A 14517-nucleotide genomic window follows, 5' to 3' on the forward strand; every position below is an offset into this window, starting at 1 on the left:
TTTATTTGAAACCTTTCTTCTCTTTAATAAGCTCGTACGCCTTCTGGATTTCCTGCGCTTTTTGCTTCGCCATCTCCATCATTTCTGGCGGCAGGCCTTTCGCGACCAGTTTGTCCGGATGATGCTCGCTCATGAGCTTACGATAGGCACGTTTAATCGTGGTCTGATCGTCAGAGGGCTTTACGCCAAGCACGTTGCAGGCATCTTCCAGCGTCGGACCACGCTGCGCCTGCTGCCAGGCACCGCCGGACGACTGCTGGTGATAGCCGCCGCCAAACTGCGCCCCGCCCTGCATCATGCGCAGGAACTGGTCGAACTGCATGCGGGAGATGCCCAGCTCTTCCGCAATGACGTACAGCACATCACGTTCATTAGGGTGAAGTGAACCGTCGGCGAAGGCCGCCTGGATTTGTATTTCCAGAAACATCCGAATTAAATCAAAACGTCCGAAGCAGATGCTGCGGAACTGACGCATTTTTTCGCGAAGCGGATAGTTATCCGATTTACCGATGCGAAACGCATTTTGCGCTTCCAGACGGGAATCGCCATGCAGGTTCATACGATCCATAAAAACGCTGGCAATCTGAATATCGGCTTCTGTGACACGCCCTTTGGATTTGGTTAAGTGCCCCATCACCTCAAAGGTGGTGGAGAAAAAGAGTGACTGACGCTCGCGCTGATTGGCAAACCAGGCCATTTTGCGGCTGCGCGCCTTATCAAACATATGGCCGATAATAAGTCCAAGCACAATCCCCCAGAACCCGGCACCCATGATGATGGCGAACGCAACGCCGATTATTTTACCCCAATACTGCATATACTCCCCGGATAGTCATATTCCTGGCCGACGCAACGTCATCATCACTGTGTTCAAGTCACGGTCAATTGAAGGACATCGCCTATAATTTGCTTTATCATACTCGTCATTCGATAGCGAGCCTAACACTCTGGCACGCAAACGGGCAGGATTAACGCTGGTACTGCGCAGATGAGTAAGATAGTCTCTGAGCGTTTGTAAGCCGTAGCCACTGATGACGGAACAATAAAATACAACGTATGAAAAAACGTATCCCCACCCTTCTGGCCACAATGATTGGCTCCGCCCTGTATAGTCAACAGGGGCTGGCGGCCGATCTCGCCTCGCAGTGTATGCTTGGCGTCCCAAGTTATAATCGCCCACTGGTGAGTGGCGATACAAATAGCTTGCCGGTAACCATTACTGCCGACAGTTCGAAAGGAACTTACCCTGACAATGCCACGTTTACGGGCAATGTGGATATTAACCAGGGTAATAGCCGCCTGCAGGCAGATGAAGTGCAATTGCACCAGAAGCAGCCGGAAGGTGCGGCCGAGCCGGTACGAACGGTGGATGCGCTGGGTAATGTGCACTATGACGACAATCAGGTCATCCTGAAAGGTCCGAAAGCCTGGTCAAACCTGAATACTAAAGATACTAACGTCTGGGAAGGTGATTACCAGATGGTGGGTCGCCAGGGGCGCGGTGACGCAGACCTGATGAAACAGCGCGGCGAAAACCGCTATACGATCCTGGAAAATGGTACATTTACGTCATGTCTGCCGGGTTCAAATACCTGGAGCGTGGTCGGAAGCGAGGTTATCCATGACCGCGAAGAACAGGTCGCAGAGATCTGGAACGCCCGCTTCAAACTGGGTCCAGTGCCCATATTCTACAGCCCTTATCTGCAGCTTCCCGTGGGTGACAAACGTCGCTCCGGTTTCCTGATCCCAAATGCCAAATACAGCACCACGAACTACTTTGAGTTCTACCTGCCGTATTACTGGAACATCGCGCCAAACATGGATGCGACGATCACGCCGCACTATATCCACAAGCGCGGCAACATCATGTGGGAGAACGAGTTCCGCTATCTGACACACGCTGGTGCGGGTCTGATGGAGCTGGATTATCTGCCGTCGGATAAAGTCTTCCAGGATGAGCATCCGACCGAAGGTGATAAGCACCGCTGGTTGTTCTACTGGCAGCATGCCGGGGTGATGGATCAGGTGTGGCGCTTTAACGTTGACTACACCAAAGTTAGCGATTCGTCTTATTTTAATGACTTCTCGTCCAAATACGGCTCGAGTACCGATGGCTATGCCACGCAGAAATTCAGCGTGGGCTATGCGGTGCAGAACTTTGATGCAACCGTCTCGACCAAGCAATTCCAGGTATTTTCTGATCAGTCCACGCCTACCTATGGCGCTGAGCCACAGCTGGACGTTAACTGGTATCAGAATGATGTGGGCCCATTTGACACTCGGGTTTACGCTCAGGCAGTGCATTTCGTTAACACGGATTCGGACATGCCTGAAGCCACGCGTGTTCACCTTGAGCCGACGATCAATCTGCCGTGGTCTAACGACTGGGCAAGCCTGAATACCGAAGCCAAGCTGATGGCAACCCACTATCAGCAAAAAAATGTTGATAACTACAACGCAACTAACAATACGCATCTGGAAGAGTCGGTCAACCGCACGCTCCCGCAGTTCAAAATGGACGGCAAGCTGATCTTCGAGCGTAATATGGGTCTGCTGGCGGATGGTTATACTCAGACGCTCGAACCGCGAATGCAGTATCTGTACGTGCCGTACCGCGATCAAAGCAAGATTCAGAACTACGACTCCTCTTTACTCCAGTCTGACTACAGCGGCCTGTTCCGTGACCGTACCTACGGTGGTCTTGACCGAATCGCCTCAGCAAACCAGTTGACGACCGGCGTCACAACCCGTGTATATGATGATGCCGCCGTTGAACGTTTTAACGTTTCTGTTGGTCAAATCTACTATTTCACCGAGTCACGCACCGGTGATGACAACATTAACTGGGAGAAAGATAACAAAACGGGATCGCTGGTTTGGGCAGGAGATACTTACTGGCGTATGACTGACCGTTGGGGTCTGCGTGGTGGTGTGCAATATGACACTCGACTCGATAATATTGCGACAAGTAGCGCTGCTATTGAGTACCGCCGTGATGAAGACCGTATGGTGCAGTTGACGTATCGTTACGCCAGCCCGGAATATATTCAGGCAACATTGCCATCTTATGCTGGCGCAGAACAGTATAAAGACGGTATCTCGCAGGTGGGTGGCGCAGCGAGTTGGCCTATCGCCGACCGCTGGTCAATCGTAGGCGCTTACTACTTTGACACTAACGCCAATAAACCTGCTGACCAGATGGTGGGTCTGCAATATAACTCCTGCTGTTACGCGCTGCGTGTCGGTTACGAACGTAAGCTTAACGGCTGGAACAGTGAAAACAATCAGAGCAAATACGATAACGTGATTGGCTTTAACTTCGAGTTACGCGGCCTGAGTTCCAACTACGGTCTGGGTACGCAGAAAATGCTGCGCTCGAATATTCTGCCGTACAGTAGCGCCTTGTAATGTGCTTGATTTGCAACGTAATCCGCTTTGCGGTTAATTGAAATGGAAAAAGTATGAAGAACTGGAAAACGCTGCTGCTCGGTGTCGCTATGGTTGCGAATACCAGCTTCGCGGCCCCCCAGGTTGTTGATAAAGTCGCTGCTGTGGTTAACAACGGCGTCGTGCTTGAAAGTGACGTTGACGGTCTGATGAAATCGGTGAAGCTCAATTCGGGCGAAGCCGGTCAACAGCTTCCGGATGACGCCACGCTGCGCCACCAGATCCTAGAGCGTCTGATCATGGATCAGATCGTTCTGCAGATGGGGCAGAAAATGGGTGTGAAGGTCACTGACGAGCAGCTCGATCAGGCGATCGCTAACATCGCGAAGCAGAACAATATGTCTTTAGATCAGATGCGCAGCCGTCTGGCCTATGACGGCATCAGCTACGCCACCTACCGTAATCAGATCCGTAAAGAGATGCTGATTTCGGAAGTACGTAACAACGAAGTGCGTCGCCGCGTCACTATCCTGCCTCAGGAAGTGGACGCGCTGGCAAAACAGGTGGGTAGCCAGAACGATGCGAGCACAGAGCTGAATCTGAGCCACATTTTGATTCCACTGCCAGAGAACCCAACGTCCGATCAGGCTGCGGAAGCAGAAAGCCAGGCGCGTTCTATTGTTGAACAGGCGCGTAACGGCGGCGACTTTGGCAAGCTGGCCATCACCTACTCCGCTGACCAACAGGCGCTGAAAGGCGGCCAGATGGGCTGGGGACGTATTCAGGAGCTGCCATCCATCTTTGCCCAGGCGCTGAGCACGGCGAAGAAAGGGGATATCGTCGGTCCTATCCGTTCAGGCGTGGGCTTCCACATTCTGAAGGTGAACGATCTGCGCGGCCAGAGCCAAAATATCTCCGTCACCGAAGTTCACGCTCGCCACATTCTGCTGAAACCGTCACCGGTCATGACTGACGATCAGGCGCGTGCGAAGCTGGAACAGATCGCAGCAGACATTAAGAGCGGTAAAACCTCGTTTGCGAAGGCCGCAAAAGAGTTCTCTCAGGATCCAGGCTCTGCTAACCAGGGCGGCGATCTGGGCTGGGCGGCTGCGGATATTTACGATCCTGCCTTCCGTGACGCGTTGATGAAGCTGAACAAAGGCCAGATGAGCACGCCGGTCCACTCTTCGTTTGGCTGGCATCTGATCGAGCTGATGGACACCCGTAACGTTGATAAAACGGATGCGGCACAGAAAGACAGAGCCTACCGTATGCTGTTTAACCGTAAGTTCTCTGAAGAAGCAGCCACCTGGATGCAGGAACAACGCGCCAGTGCTTACGTGAAAGTGCTGAGCAACTAATGAAACAGCATCGTGTTGTTATCACGCCCGGCGAACCCGCCGGGATTGGGCCTGACCTCGTTGTCCAGCTCGCCCAGCTCAGCTGGCCGGTAGAACTGGTTGTCTGCGCCGATGCAACACTGTTACAAGACCGGGCAACACTGCTCGGTCTGCCTTTAACGCTCATCCCTTACGTTGAAGGCCAACAGCCTGCACCACAGCAAGCCGGTACACTTACCCTTCTCTCTATTCCCCTTCGAACGCCGGTCACTCCGGGTCAGCTCAGCACGGAAAACGGCCACTATGTCGTTGAAACCCTTGCGCGCGCCTGCGACGGTTGCCTGAAGGGCGAATTTGCCGCTCTGATTACCGGCCCCGTTCACAAAGGCGTGATCAACGAAGCGGGCATACCATTTACCGGGCATACGGAGTTCTTCGAAGAGCGCTCGCACAGTCCGAAAGTGGTGATGATGCTGGCGACCGAAGCGATGCGCGTTGCCCTGGTGACTACCCATCTTCCGATCAAAGCGATTCCGGATGCGATCACCCCCGATCTCCTGCGCGAGATCATCGGGATATTGCATCACGATCTGCAGACAAAATTTGGGATCCCGCAGCCGCACGTTCTGGTTTGCGGTCTGAATCCGCACGCCGGTGAAGGCGGGCACATGGGCACCGAAGAGATCGACACCATTATTCCGGTGCTCAACGAAATGCGGGCGAAGGGGATGAACCTCAGCGGGCCGCTGCCAGCAGATACCCTTTTCCAGCCAAAATACCTGGATAATGCCGACGCCGTGCTCGCGATGTACCACGATCAGGGCCTGCCCGTGCTAAAATACCAGGGCTTTGGCCGCGGGGTGAATATCACCCTCGGTTTACCCTTTATTCGAACGTCCGTTGACCACGGTACTGCGCTTGATCTGGCAGGCCAGGGGAAGGCGGATGTCGGCAGTTTTATTACGGCGCTTAATCTCGCCATCAAAATGATTGTTAATACTCAATGACTAATCGAGTCCATCAGGGCCACTTAGCCCGTAAACGTTTCGGGCAAAACTTCCTTAACGATCAGTTCGTGATCGAAAGCATTGTCTCGGCTATTAATCCGCAAAAAGGCCAGGCGATGGTCGAAATCGGCCCAGGCCTTGCTGCACTGACCGAACCGGTAGGCGAACGCCTCGACGAACTGACCGTCATCGAACTGGACCGCGATCTGGCCGCACGCCTGCAAACGCACCCGTTCCTCGGGCCGAAGCTGACCATCTATCAGCAGGATGCCATGACCATGAACTTTGGCGAACTGTCGGAAAAAATGGGTCAGCCGCTGCGCGTTTTCGGCAACCTGCCGTACAACATCTCCACGCCGCTCATGTTCCACCTCTTTAGCTATACTGATGCCATTGCCGACATGCACTTCATGTTGCAAAAAGAGGTTGTTAACCGTCTGGTTGCAGGCCCGAACAGTAAAGCGTATGGTCGTTTAAGCGTGATGGCACAATATTACTGCAACGTGATCCCGGTACTCGAAGTACCGCCGTCAGCGTTCACACCACCACCGAAAGTGGATTCAGCGGTTGTGCGCCTTGTGCCGCACAAGACGAAACCGTATCCGGTTAAAGATCTGCGCGTACTGAGCCGTATTACCACAGAAGCCTTTAACCAGCGCCGTAAAACGATCCGTAACAGCCTGAGCAATTCGTTTACCGTAGAGGTGTTAGCCGAGCTGGGGATCGACCCGGCAATGCGTGCGGAGAATATTTCCGTAGAGCAGTATTGCAAGCTGGCTAATTACATCAGCGATAATGCGCCGCCGAAGGAGAGTTAAGCCATGATTGATTCGCCCCGCGTATGTGTCCATGTACAAAGCGTCTATGTTGAATCACAGTCCTCTCCGGACGAAGATCGTTTTGTTTTCGCTTATACCGTGACCATTCGCAATCTGGGACGGATGCCCGTGCAGCTGCGCGGGCGCTACTGGCTAATCACTAACGGCAATGGCCGCGAAATTGAAGTTCAGGGCGAAGGTGTGGTGGGTGAACAGCCCCACATCGCCCCTGGCGAAGAGTACCAGTACACCAGCGGCGCGGTAATTGAAACGCCGATGGGTACCATGCAAGGCCATTATGAAATGGTCGACGTCGATGGCAATGGATTCCGCGTTGCCATTCCTGTGTTCCGTCTCGCCGTTACAACACTCATTCATTAATCTAATGTCTACATATCTGATTGGCGACGTTCACGGTTGCTACGATGAACTGATCGCATTGTTAAAACAGGTCGACTTTACGCCAGGACAGGACACGCTCTGGCTGACGGGCGATTTAGTCGCGCGTGGCCCCGGCTCCCTTGAAGTATTACGTTTCGTCAAATCGCTGGGCGACAGCGTGCGCATGGTGCTGGGTAACCACGATCTGCATCTGCTGGCGGTTTTCGCGGGGATCAGCCGCAACAAGCCTAAAGATCGCCTCACTCCACTGCTGGATGCGCCGGACGCGGACGATCTGATTAACTGGCTGCGCCGTCAGCCCCTGCTGCAGATCGACGAAGAGAAAAAGCTGGTCATGGCGCATGCCGGGATCACGCCACAATGGGATCTTGAGACGGCGAAAACCTGCGCGCGTGACGTTGAGGCGGTGCTGGCGAGCGACTCGTATCCTTTCTTCCTTGATGCCATGTACGGCGATATGCCGAACCACTGGAGCGAGGATCTCAGCGGTCTGGCCCGCCTGCGCTTTATCACCAACGCGTTCACCCGCATGCGTTTCTGCTTCCCGAACGGGCAGCTGGATATGTATTCCAAAGAGACGCCGGAAAGCGCGCCCGCCCCGCTGAAACCGTGGTTTGCCATTCCGGGACCGGTGACCAGCGAGTACAGCGTGGTATTTGGTCACTGGGCAGCACTGGAAGGAAAAGGAACGCCGGAAGGGATTTACGGCCTGGATACCGGATGCTGCTGGGGTGGGGAGTTAACCTGCTTACGCTGGGAAGATAAAGCTTACTTTGTGCAGCCGTCCAACCGACAGCTGGACTTAGGAGAAGGCGAGGCCGTTGCCTCCTGATAATGATTCCCTCTCCCGGCCGGGAGAGGGAAAATCACTTAACGACGTTCCAGAATCTCGAAGCAGTAGCTGTGGGAGTTCTGTGCATCCGCGTCGTGGAATTCGCTGAATACCGATTCCCACTCGTCCGGATCGTAGTCAGGGAAATGGGTATCCCCTTCCACTTCTGCATCAATGTGGGTCAGATACAGCTTCTGCGCTTTTGGCAGGAACTGCTCGTACACACGCCCACCGCCAATCACCATAATCTCTTCGGCATTGCCGCATGCAGCAATCGCCTCGTCTACTGATTTTACCCATTCGACGCGATCGTCAGTGCCTGGCTGGCTGCTGATAACGATATTCTTACGGCCCGGCAATGGACGACCAATCGACTCCCAGGTCAGGCGGCCCATCACTACCGGCTTGTTTAACGTAGTACGTTTAAACCATGCGAGATCGGCAGGCAGGTTCCACGGCATGGCATTTTCCATACCGATAACGCGGTCCACCGCCAGCGCTGCAATCAGACTGATCATTGAAAATTTCCCGGATGCAAAAAATTGCCGCCACTATACGGAAAGCTTAATCTTTCGTCGACTGGCGGCAGGGTAAAGATAAAGAAATTTTTTAATATTGCTGGCAACTCCACTTCACGCGGAAGGTTTACTCTCGGGCTCGTCAGCCGGATCGCCGGTATGCTTGCCCTCTTCCGTGCCCTGCCAGCCATGGCGCTGGATCAGCGACAGGTGGTTACGGTCCTCGTTAATGATTTCCGTCAGCATCGCGCTGGTGCGTTTAAACACCGCCGCGCGCTCGGTGGCCGTACTGCCCGCCATCGCCGCCATCTCTTCAACCATCTCGGTATTAAAGCGACGGAACAGGTCCGCCCGTTCGCGCGCTTCGTACGCGCCAAGCCCCAGGTTTTCCAGCGCCATACGGCCAGACTTCAGCGCACCTTCGAACGTTTCACGCTCCGGTGCGTCTACGCCCGCCTGTCGCAGCCTGATGTAGTGATCCACATCGCGCGCGCGGGAGATAATGGTCAGTGCCGGGAAATGCTCTTTAACCAGCTCCACCATCTGCATGCTGGTCTCCGGATCGTCAATGGCGTTAATCAATACCTCGGCTTTTGCCGCCCCGGCGGATTCCAGCAGATCGACGCGGGTGGCATCCCCGTAAAACACCTTCATATCAAATTTACGCAGGGTATCGACATGGTCGGGATCGTGATCGAGGATGACCATCTTCACGCCGCTGGAGAGTAATAAACGCCCGACGATCTGCCCGTAGCGACCAAATCCGGCGATGATGACGCGCGGCTGCTCCTCGTCAATCTCATCGGCTTCACGTTCCTGCTCGCTGTCCGATTTTTCCAGGCGCGTCAGCACCACCAGCAGCACAGGCGTCGCCGCCATCGACAGTGCGACCGCCAGCGTCAGCGCTTTCGCCCACTCGGGATCGAGCACGTTTACCATCTGCGCGGCGCCAAAGACCACGAACGCAAATTCACTCCCCTGCCCCAGCAGCACGGCAAACCAGCGGCGCTGCCTGGCCGGCACGTTTAATGGACGCGCAATCAGCCACAGCATCACCATTTTAATGATCAGGAAGCCGACGAGCAGGATGACGATCCGCAGCGGGTGCGTCACCAGCGTGCCGAAGTCGACGGACATCCCCACACCAATGAAAAACAGCCCCAGCAGTAACCCTTTGAACGGCTCGATATCGCTTTCCAGCGCGTGACGGTATTCAGAACTCGCCAGCAGAACGCCTGCGAGGAACGCCCCCATCGCCATCGACAGCCCGGCCTCTTCCAGCAGCAGACCGAAGCCAAACACCAGGAACAGCGCCACGGCGCTGAACACTTCGCGCAGACCCGAGCGGGCAACAAACCGCAGCAGCGGACGGGTGACGTAGCGACCAAGCAGCACCACCAGCGCCAGCGCGCCCGCCACCTTCAGTGCCGACAGCGCGAAAGCGCCCAGCGTGGTAGAGGAACCGCTGGCCGCCAGCAGCGGGATCATCGCCACCAGCGGGATAGCGGCAATATCCTGGAACAGCAGCACCGAGAACGCGCTACGTCCCATCTGGGATACCGTCAGATTTCGTTCGTTCATCGCCTGCATGGCAATGGCCGTTGAGGAGAGCGCCAGGGTCATGCCGATAAGCTCTGCCACTTTCCAGTCCATGCCCAGCAGGATGCAGAACCCGCCCAGCAGCAGGCCGCAGGCCACCATCTGCAGTGCCCCACCGCCAAATACTGATGCGCGAAGCTTCCACAACCGCTGCGGGTCGAGCTCCAGGCCAATCACAAAGAGCATCAGCACAACGCCGATTTCAGCGAAATGAAGGATCGCCTCTGCATCCGTCACCAGTCGAAAGCCCCACGGTCCAATGACGCAGCCCGCAATCAGGTAGCCGAGAACAGAGCCCAGCCCCAGGCGTACCGCCACGGGCACAATGAGCGCCGCTGCGCCAAGGTATATCAGCGCCTGTATCAGCGTATGGCTATCCATGGTGCGCCTCCTGCCACTCAAGTAAGCGTTGTTTATAATGGCGAGCCTGCGCCTGCAGCGTTTCATCGTCGCAGACAAAGGTGCAGTGCATCGCAAAAGGCGGGAGCCAGTTCAGACCGCAATACAGCGCAGTCGCCTGCAGCGGCTGTGCCAGGACCTCAAACCCCGGGAAGGAACCGATATCAAAGTGGCTTTCCCCTCCGCCGGTGGTGACCGCCCACATCAGGCTTTTCCCTTTTAGCGCATTGCCGTTGTGGCCATACGCCCAGCCGTGGGAGAAGACTTTATCAATCCACAGTTTCAGGAGCGGGGGCGTGCTGTACCACTGCATGGGATGCTGCCAGATAATCAGATCGGCACGGGAAAGCGCCTCCTGTTCGGCGGCGATATCGATATTAAAATCGGGATAGAGTTGATAGAGGGAACGTATCTCTACGTTATCAAGCGTCCTTACCTGCTCAAGCATCCGCTTATTCGCATGCGAGTGCTGCGGATAAGGATGGGCATAAATTATCAGAATCATTGATTAGCCTGTTGTTACTGCTTTCTTTTAACAAAAGAGTGTAGTCAGTAATTCAACAGGCTAATAGTGAATATTATTGACGGGCTTACGTCAGAATTCTGAATTAGTTATCCAGCTCGCCCATCGATTTCACCTGGTCACGGTTGATCTGCTCGGTTTGACCGGTTTCGGCGTTTTTGTACGACACCAGACCGGTATCGTCATCCACCTGTGGTTTTCCGTCGGTAACAATGGTTTTGCCATCGGTGGTTTTTACGGCCTGATTAGACGAACAGCCCGCAACGGTAAACATTGTCGTGGCAGCCAGAACGGAAGCGATCAGTAATTTATTTTGCATGGTGTTTTCCCCTGCTCTCAGTTGAATTTCGTTATCGACCTAATGATTTTAGGCTAACTGACTGAAAGCGGATGAAAAACCAGAAGGTTCTGAAGATGGGGAGAATGCCCGGCAGCCGAACGGCACCGGGCATTTTTACTTACTTGCTAATCTGCGCGTGCATTTCCTGCACTGAAATCACCTTCTCGGTAGCATCCGCGTTCAGCGCCATGGCCGTTGCGAAACCGCCGTTCAGGGTGGTGTCGTAGTGCACTTTGTACTGCAGCGCGCTGCGGCGAATCAGCTTGGAGTCTTCGATCGCCTGGCGGCCTGCGGTGGTGTTGATGATGTAGGTATATTCGCCATTCTTGATACGATCCTGAATGTGCGGACGACCTTCATGCACCTTGTTCACCAGACGCGGGTTGATGCCGGCTTCGCCCAGCACAATCGCCGTACCGTGGGTTGCATCCAGCTCGAAGCCCTGTTTCAGCAGCTTGGCGGCCAGGTCAACCACGCGCTCTTTGTCGCCTTCACGAACGGAGAGCAGCGCACGGCCTGATTTTCTCATGGTGGAGCTACTGCCCAGCTGTGCCTTAGCGAACGCTTCTGCAAAGGTGCGGCCTACGCCCATTACTTCCCCGGTAGAGCGCATTTCTGGCCCTAACAGCGGGTCAACGCCCGGGAATTTGTTGAACGGCAGCACCACTTCTTTCACCGAGTAGTACGGTGGGATGATCTCTTTGGTCACGCCCTGCTGCGCCAGCGTCTGGCCCGCCATCACGCGCGCCGCTACTTTCGCCAGCGGAACACCGGTGGCTTTGGAGACGAACGGGACGGTACGTGCCGCACGCGGGTTCACTTCAATCAGGTAGACTTCGTTGTCTTTCACTGCGAACTGAACGTTCATCAGACCGCGAACCTGCAGCTCGAAGGCCAGCTTCTGCACCTGCTGGCGCATCACATCCTGAATCTCCTGACTCAGCGTGTAGGCTGGCAGAGAACAGGCTGAGTCACCGGAGTGCACGCCCGCCTGCTCGATGTGCTCCATGATGCCACCAATCAGCACCATTTCGCCGTCGCAGATGGCGTCAACGTCCACTTCCACCGCGTCGTCGAGGAAGCGGTCGAGCAACACTGGCGCATCGTTGGAGACGCTCACCGCGGTCTGGAAGTAGCGGCGCAGGTCGGCTTCGTCATAAACGATTTCCATTGCGCGGCCGCCCAGCACGTAGGAAGGACGAACGACCAGCGGGTAGCCAATCTCTTTCGCCTTCTCAACGGCCATCTCAATGGCGGTGACGGTGGCGTTCGCAGGCTGTTTCAGCTTCAGACGGTCAACCGCCTGCTGGAAACGCTCGCGGTCTTCCGCACGGTCAATCGCGTCCGGGCTGGTACCGATAACCGGCACGCCTGCCGCTTCCAGCGCGCGCGCCAGCTTCAGCGGGGTCTGGCCGCCGTACTGCACGATAACGCCTTTTGGCTTCTCGATGCGCACGATTTCCAGCACGTCTTCCAGGGTAACCGGCTCGAAGTAGAGGCGGTCAGAGGTGTCGTAGTCGGTCGATACGGTTTCCGGGTTACAGTTGACCATGATGGTCTCGTAACCGTCTTCACGCAGCGCCAGCGAGGCGTGTACGCAGCAGTAGTCGAACTCGATGCCCTGGCCGATACGGTTTGGACCACCGCCCAGCACCATAATCTTGTCGCGGTCGACGGACGGGTTCGCTTCGCACTCGTCTTCATAGGTGGAGTACATGTAGGCGGTGTCGGTCGAGAACTCCGCCGCACAGGTGTCCACACGCTTGTAGACCGGGTGCAGGTCATACTGGTCGCGCAGCTTGCGGATTTCCGCTTCACGCACGCCCGCCAGCTTAGCCAGACGCGCATCGGCGAAGCCTTTACGCTTCAGCACGCGCAGGAAGTCCGCGTCCAGGCCGGTGATGCCCAGCTCAGCCACCTGCTCTTCCAGACGCACCAGCTCTTCAATCTGCACCAGGAACCAGCGGTCGATGTTGGTCAGGTTGAACACGCCGTCGACGGACAGCCCCGCACGGAAGGCATCGGCGATATACCAGATACGCTCTGCGCCCGCGTCTTTCAGCTCGCGGCGAATTTTCGTCAGCGCTTCCGGATCGTCCAGGCTCACTTTCGGGTCGAAGCCGGTCGCGCCCACTTCGAGGCCGCGCAGCGCTTTCTGCAGGGATTCCTGCTGCGTGCGGCCAATCGCCATCACTTCACCGACAGATTTCATCTGGGTGGTCAGTCGGTCGTTCGCGCCTGCAAATTTCTCGAAGTTGAAGCGAGGAATTTTGGTCACAACGTAGTCGATGGACGGCTCGAAGGACGCAGGCGTGCGGCCACCGGTGATGTCGTTCATCAGCTCGTCGAGGGTGTAGCCCACCGCCAGTTTCGCCGCCACTTTCGCAATCGGGAAGCCGGTCGCTTTAGAGGCCAGCGCGGAGGAACGGGACACGCGCGGGTTCATTTCGATAACAATCAGACGGCCGGTTTTCGGGTTAACGGAGAACTGCACGTTAGAACCGCCGGTTTCCACGCCGATTTCACGCAGTACCGCCATCGAGGCGTTACGCATGATTTGATACTCTTTGTCGGTCAGGGTCTGAGCTGGCGCAACGGTGATGGAGTCACCGGTGTGGATACCCATCGCATCGAAGTTTTCGATAGAGCAGACGATGATGCAGTTGTCGTTTTTATCACGCACCACTTCCATCTCGTATTCTTTCCAGCCAATCAGCGATTCATCAATCAGCAGCTCTTTGGTTGGGGAGAGATCCAGACCGCGCTCGCAAATTTCTTCGAACTCTTCGCGGTTGTAGGCGATGCCGCCGCCGGTGCCGCCCATGGTGAACGATGGACGGATGATGCACGGATAGCCCACATCAGCCGCAACGGCCAGCGCTTCTTCCATGTTGTGTGCGATACCGGAACGCGCGGTGTCGAGGCCGATTTTCTTCATTGCCACGTCGAAGCGGCGACGGTCTTCTGCTTTATCAATCGCGTCGGCGGTCGCACCAATCATGGTCACGCCGAACTCAGCCAGCACGCCCTGACGCTCCAGTTCCAGCGCACAGTTCAGCGCCGTCTGGCCGCCCATGGTTGGCAGCACCGCGTCCGGACGCTCTTTCTCGATGATTTTACGCACCACTTCCCAGTGAATCGGCTCGATGTAGGTCGCATCAGCCATTTCCGGGTCGGTCATTATGGTTGCCGGGTTGGAGTTCACCAGGATAACGCGGTAACCCTCTTCGCGCAGGGCTTTACACGCCTGCGCGCCGGAGTAGTCGAATTCACAGGCCTGGCCGATCACGATCGGGCCAGCGCCAAGGATCAGGATGCTTTTTATGTCTGTACGTTTTGGCATTGTCTTCTC

At 55.7% G+C, this 14517-nt stretch carries 12 protein-coding genes; 6 read left to right on the forward strand and 6 right to left on the reverse strand.

Features of this window, described 5'->3' with window-relative positions:
- Position 1: 1 nt before the first annotated feature.
- Positions 2 to 817: a co-chaperone DjlA gene (gene djlA / locus P349_RS14040; protein WP_008502016.1), complete on the reverse strand. Its 816-nt coding sequence runs from the start codon at positions 815 to 817 to the stop codon at positions 2 to 4.
- Positions 818 to 1056: 239 nt separating this feature from the next.
- On the opposite strand from djlA, the gene lptD reads away from it, so the two are divergent.
- The 6 genes from lptD to apaH are packed head-to-tail and all read left to right on the forward strand — an operon-like array spanning position 1057 to position 7786.
- Complete coding sequence (lptD, locus tag P349_RS14035) at positions 1057 to 3408, forward strand: LPS assembly protein LptD (protein WP_032649847.1); 2352 nt, start codon at positions 1057 to 1059, stop codon at positions 3406 to 3408.
- A 53-nt stretch (positions 3409 to 3461) separates the two neighbouring features.
- Positions 3462 to 4748 carry a peptidylprolyl isomerase SurA gene (surA, locus tag P349_RS14030; protein WP_032649849.1) on the forward strand — a complete coding sequence of 429 codons (1287 nt, stop codon included), beginning with the start codon at positions 3462 to 3464 and terminating at the stop codon, positions 4746 to 4748.
- Positions 4748 to 5734 carry a 4-hydroxythreonine-4-phosphate dehydrogenase PdxA gene (gene pdxA, locus P349_RS14025; protein WP_032649850.1) on the forward strand — a complete coding sequence of 329 codons (987 nt, stop codon included), beginning with the start codon at positions 4748 to 4750 and terminating at the stop codon, positions 5732 to 5734. Before surA ends, pdxA begins: the two co-directional genes overlap by 1 nt.
- Positions 5731 to 6552 carry a 16S rRNA (adenine(1518)-N(6)/adenine(1519)-N(6))-dimethyltransferase RsmA gene (gene rsmA, locus P349_RS14020; protein ID WP_023310362.1) on the forward strand — a complete coding sequence of 274 codons (822 nt, stop codon included), beginning with the start codon at positions 5731 to 5733 and terminating at the stop codon, positions 6550 to 6552. Before pdxA ends, rsmA begins: the two co-directional genes overlap by 4 nt.
- Before the next feature lie 3 nt (positions 6553 to 6555).
- The gene (apaG, locus tag P349_RS14015) at positions 6556 to 6933 is read left to right on the forward strand and encodes a Co2+/Mg2+ efflux protein ApaG (protein ID WP_024907431.1); all 378 of its coding nucleotides are present in this window, start codon (positions 6556 to 6558) and stop codon (positions 6931 to 6933) included.
- Positions 6934 to 6937: 4 nt separating this feature from the next.
- Positions 6938 to 7786, forward strand: a complete 849-nt coding sequence (apaH, locus tag P349_RS14010; RefSeq protein ID WP_032649852.1) for a bis(5'-nucleosyl)-tetraphosphatase (symmetrical) ApaH — start codon at positions 6938 to 6940, stop codon at positions 7784 to 7786.
- A gap of 38 nt (positions 7787 to 7824) precedes the next feature.
- On the opposite strand, the gene folA is transcribed toward apaH, so the two are convergent.
- The 5 genes from folA to carB all read right to left on the reverse strand — a co-directional run bounded on the left by folA (position 7825) and on the right by carB (position 14508).
- Entirely contained in the window at positions 7825 to 8304 is a 480-nt protein-coding gene (folA, locus tag P349_RS14005) for a type 3 dihydrofolate reductase (protein ID WP_008502023.1), read from the reverse strand.
- Between the two features lie 114 nt (positions 8305 to 8418).
- Positions 8419 to 10284 carry a glutathione-regulated potassium-efflux system protein KefC gene (gene kefC / locus P349_RS14000; protein WP_032649854.1) on the reverse strand — a complete coding sequence of 622 codons (1866 nt, stop codon included), beginning with the start codon at positions 10282 to 10284 and terminating at the stop codon, positions 8419 to 8421.
- Positions 10277 to 10807, reverse strand: a complete 531-nt coding sequence (gene kefF, locus P349_RS13995; protein WP_032649856.1) for a glutathione-regulated potassium-efflux system oxidoreductase KefF — start codon at positions 10805 to 10807, stop codon at positions 10277 to 10279. Before kefF ends, kefC begins: the two co-directional genes overlap by 8 nt.
- 103 nt (positions 10808 to 10910) lie before the next feature.
- Positions 10911 to 11144: a YgdI/YgdR family lipoprotein gene (locus P349_RS13990; protein ID WP_023310357.1), complete on the reverse strand. Its 234-nt coding sequence runs from the start codon at positions 11142 to 11144 to the stop codon at positions 10911 to 10913.
- 139 nt (positions 11145 to 11283) lie between these two features.
- Positions 11284 to 14508, reverse strand: a complete 3225-nt coding sequence (carB, locus tag P349_RS13985; protein ID WP_024907428.1) for a carbamoyl-phosphate synthase large subunit — start codon at positions 14506 to 14508, stop codon at positions 11284 to 11286.
- Positions 14509 to 14517 lie beyond the last annotated feature (9 nt).

This window comes from Enterobacter sp. DC4, assembly GCF_000568095.1.
In the GTDB taxonomy this organism is placed as follows: Bacteria; Pseudomonadota; Gammaproteobacteria; order Enterobacterales; family Enterobacteriaceae; genus Enterobacter; species Enterobacter pseudoroggenkampii.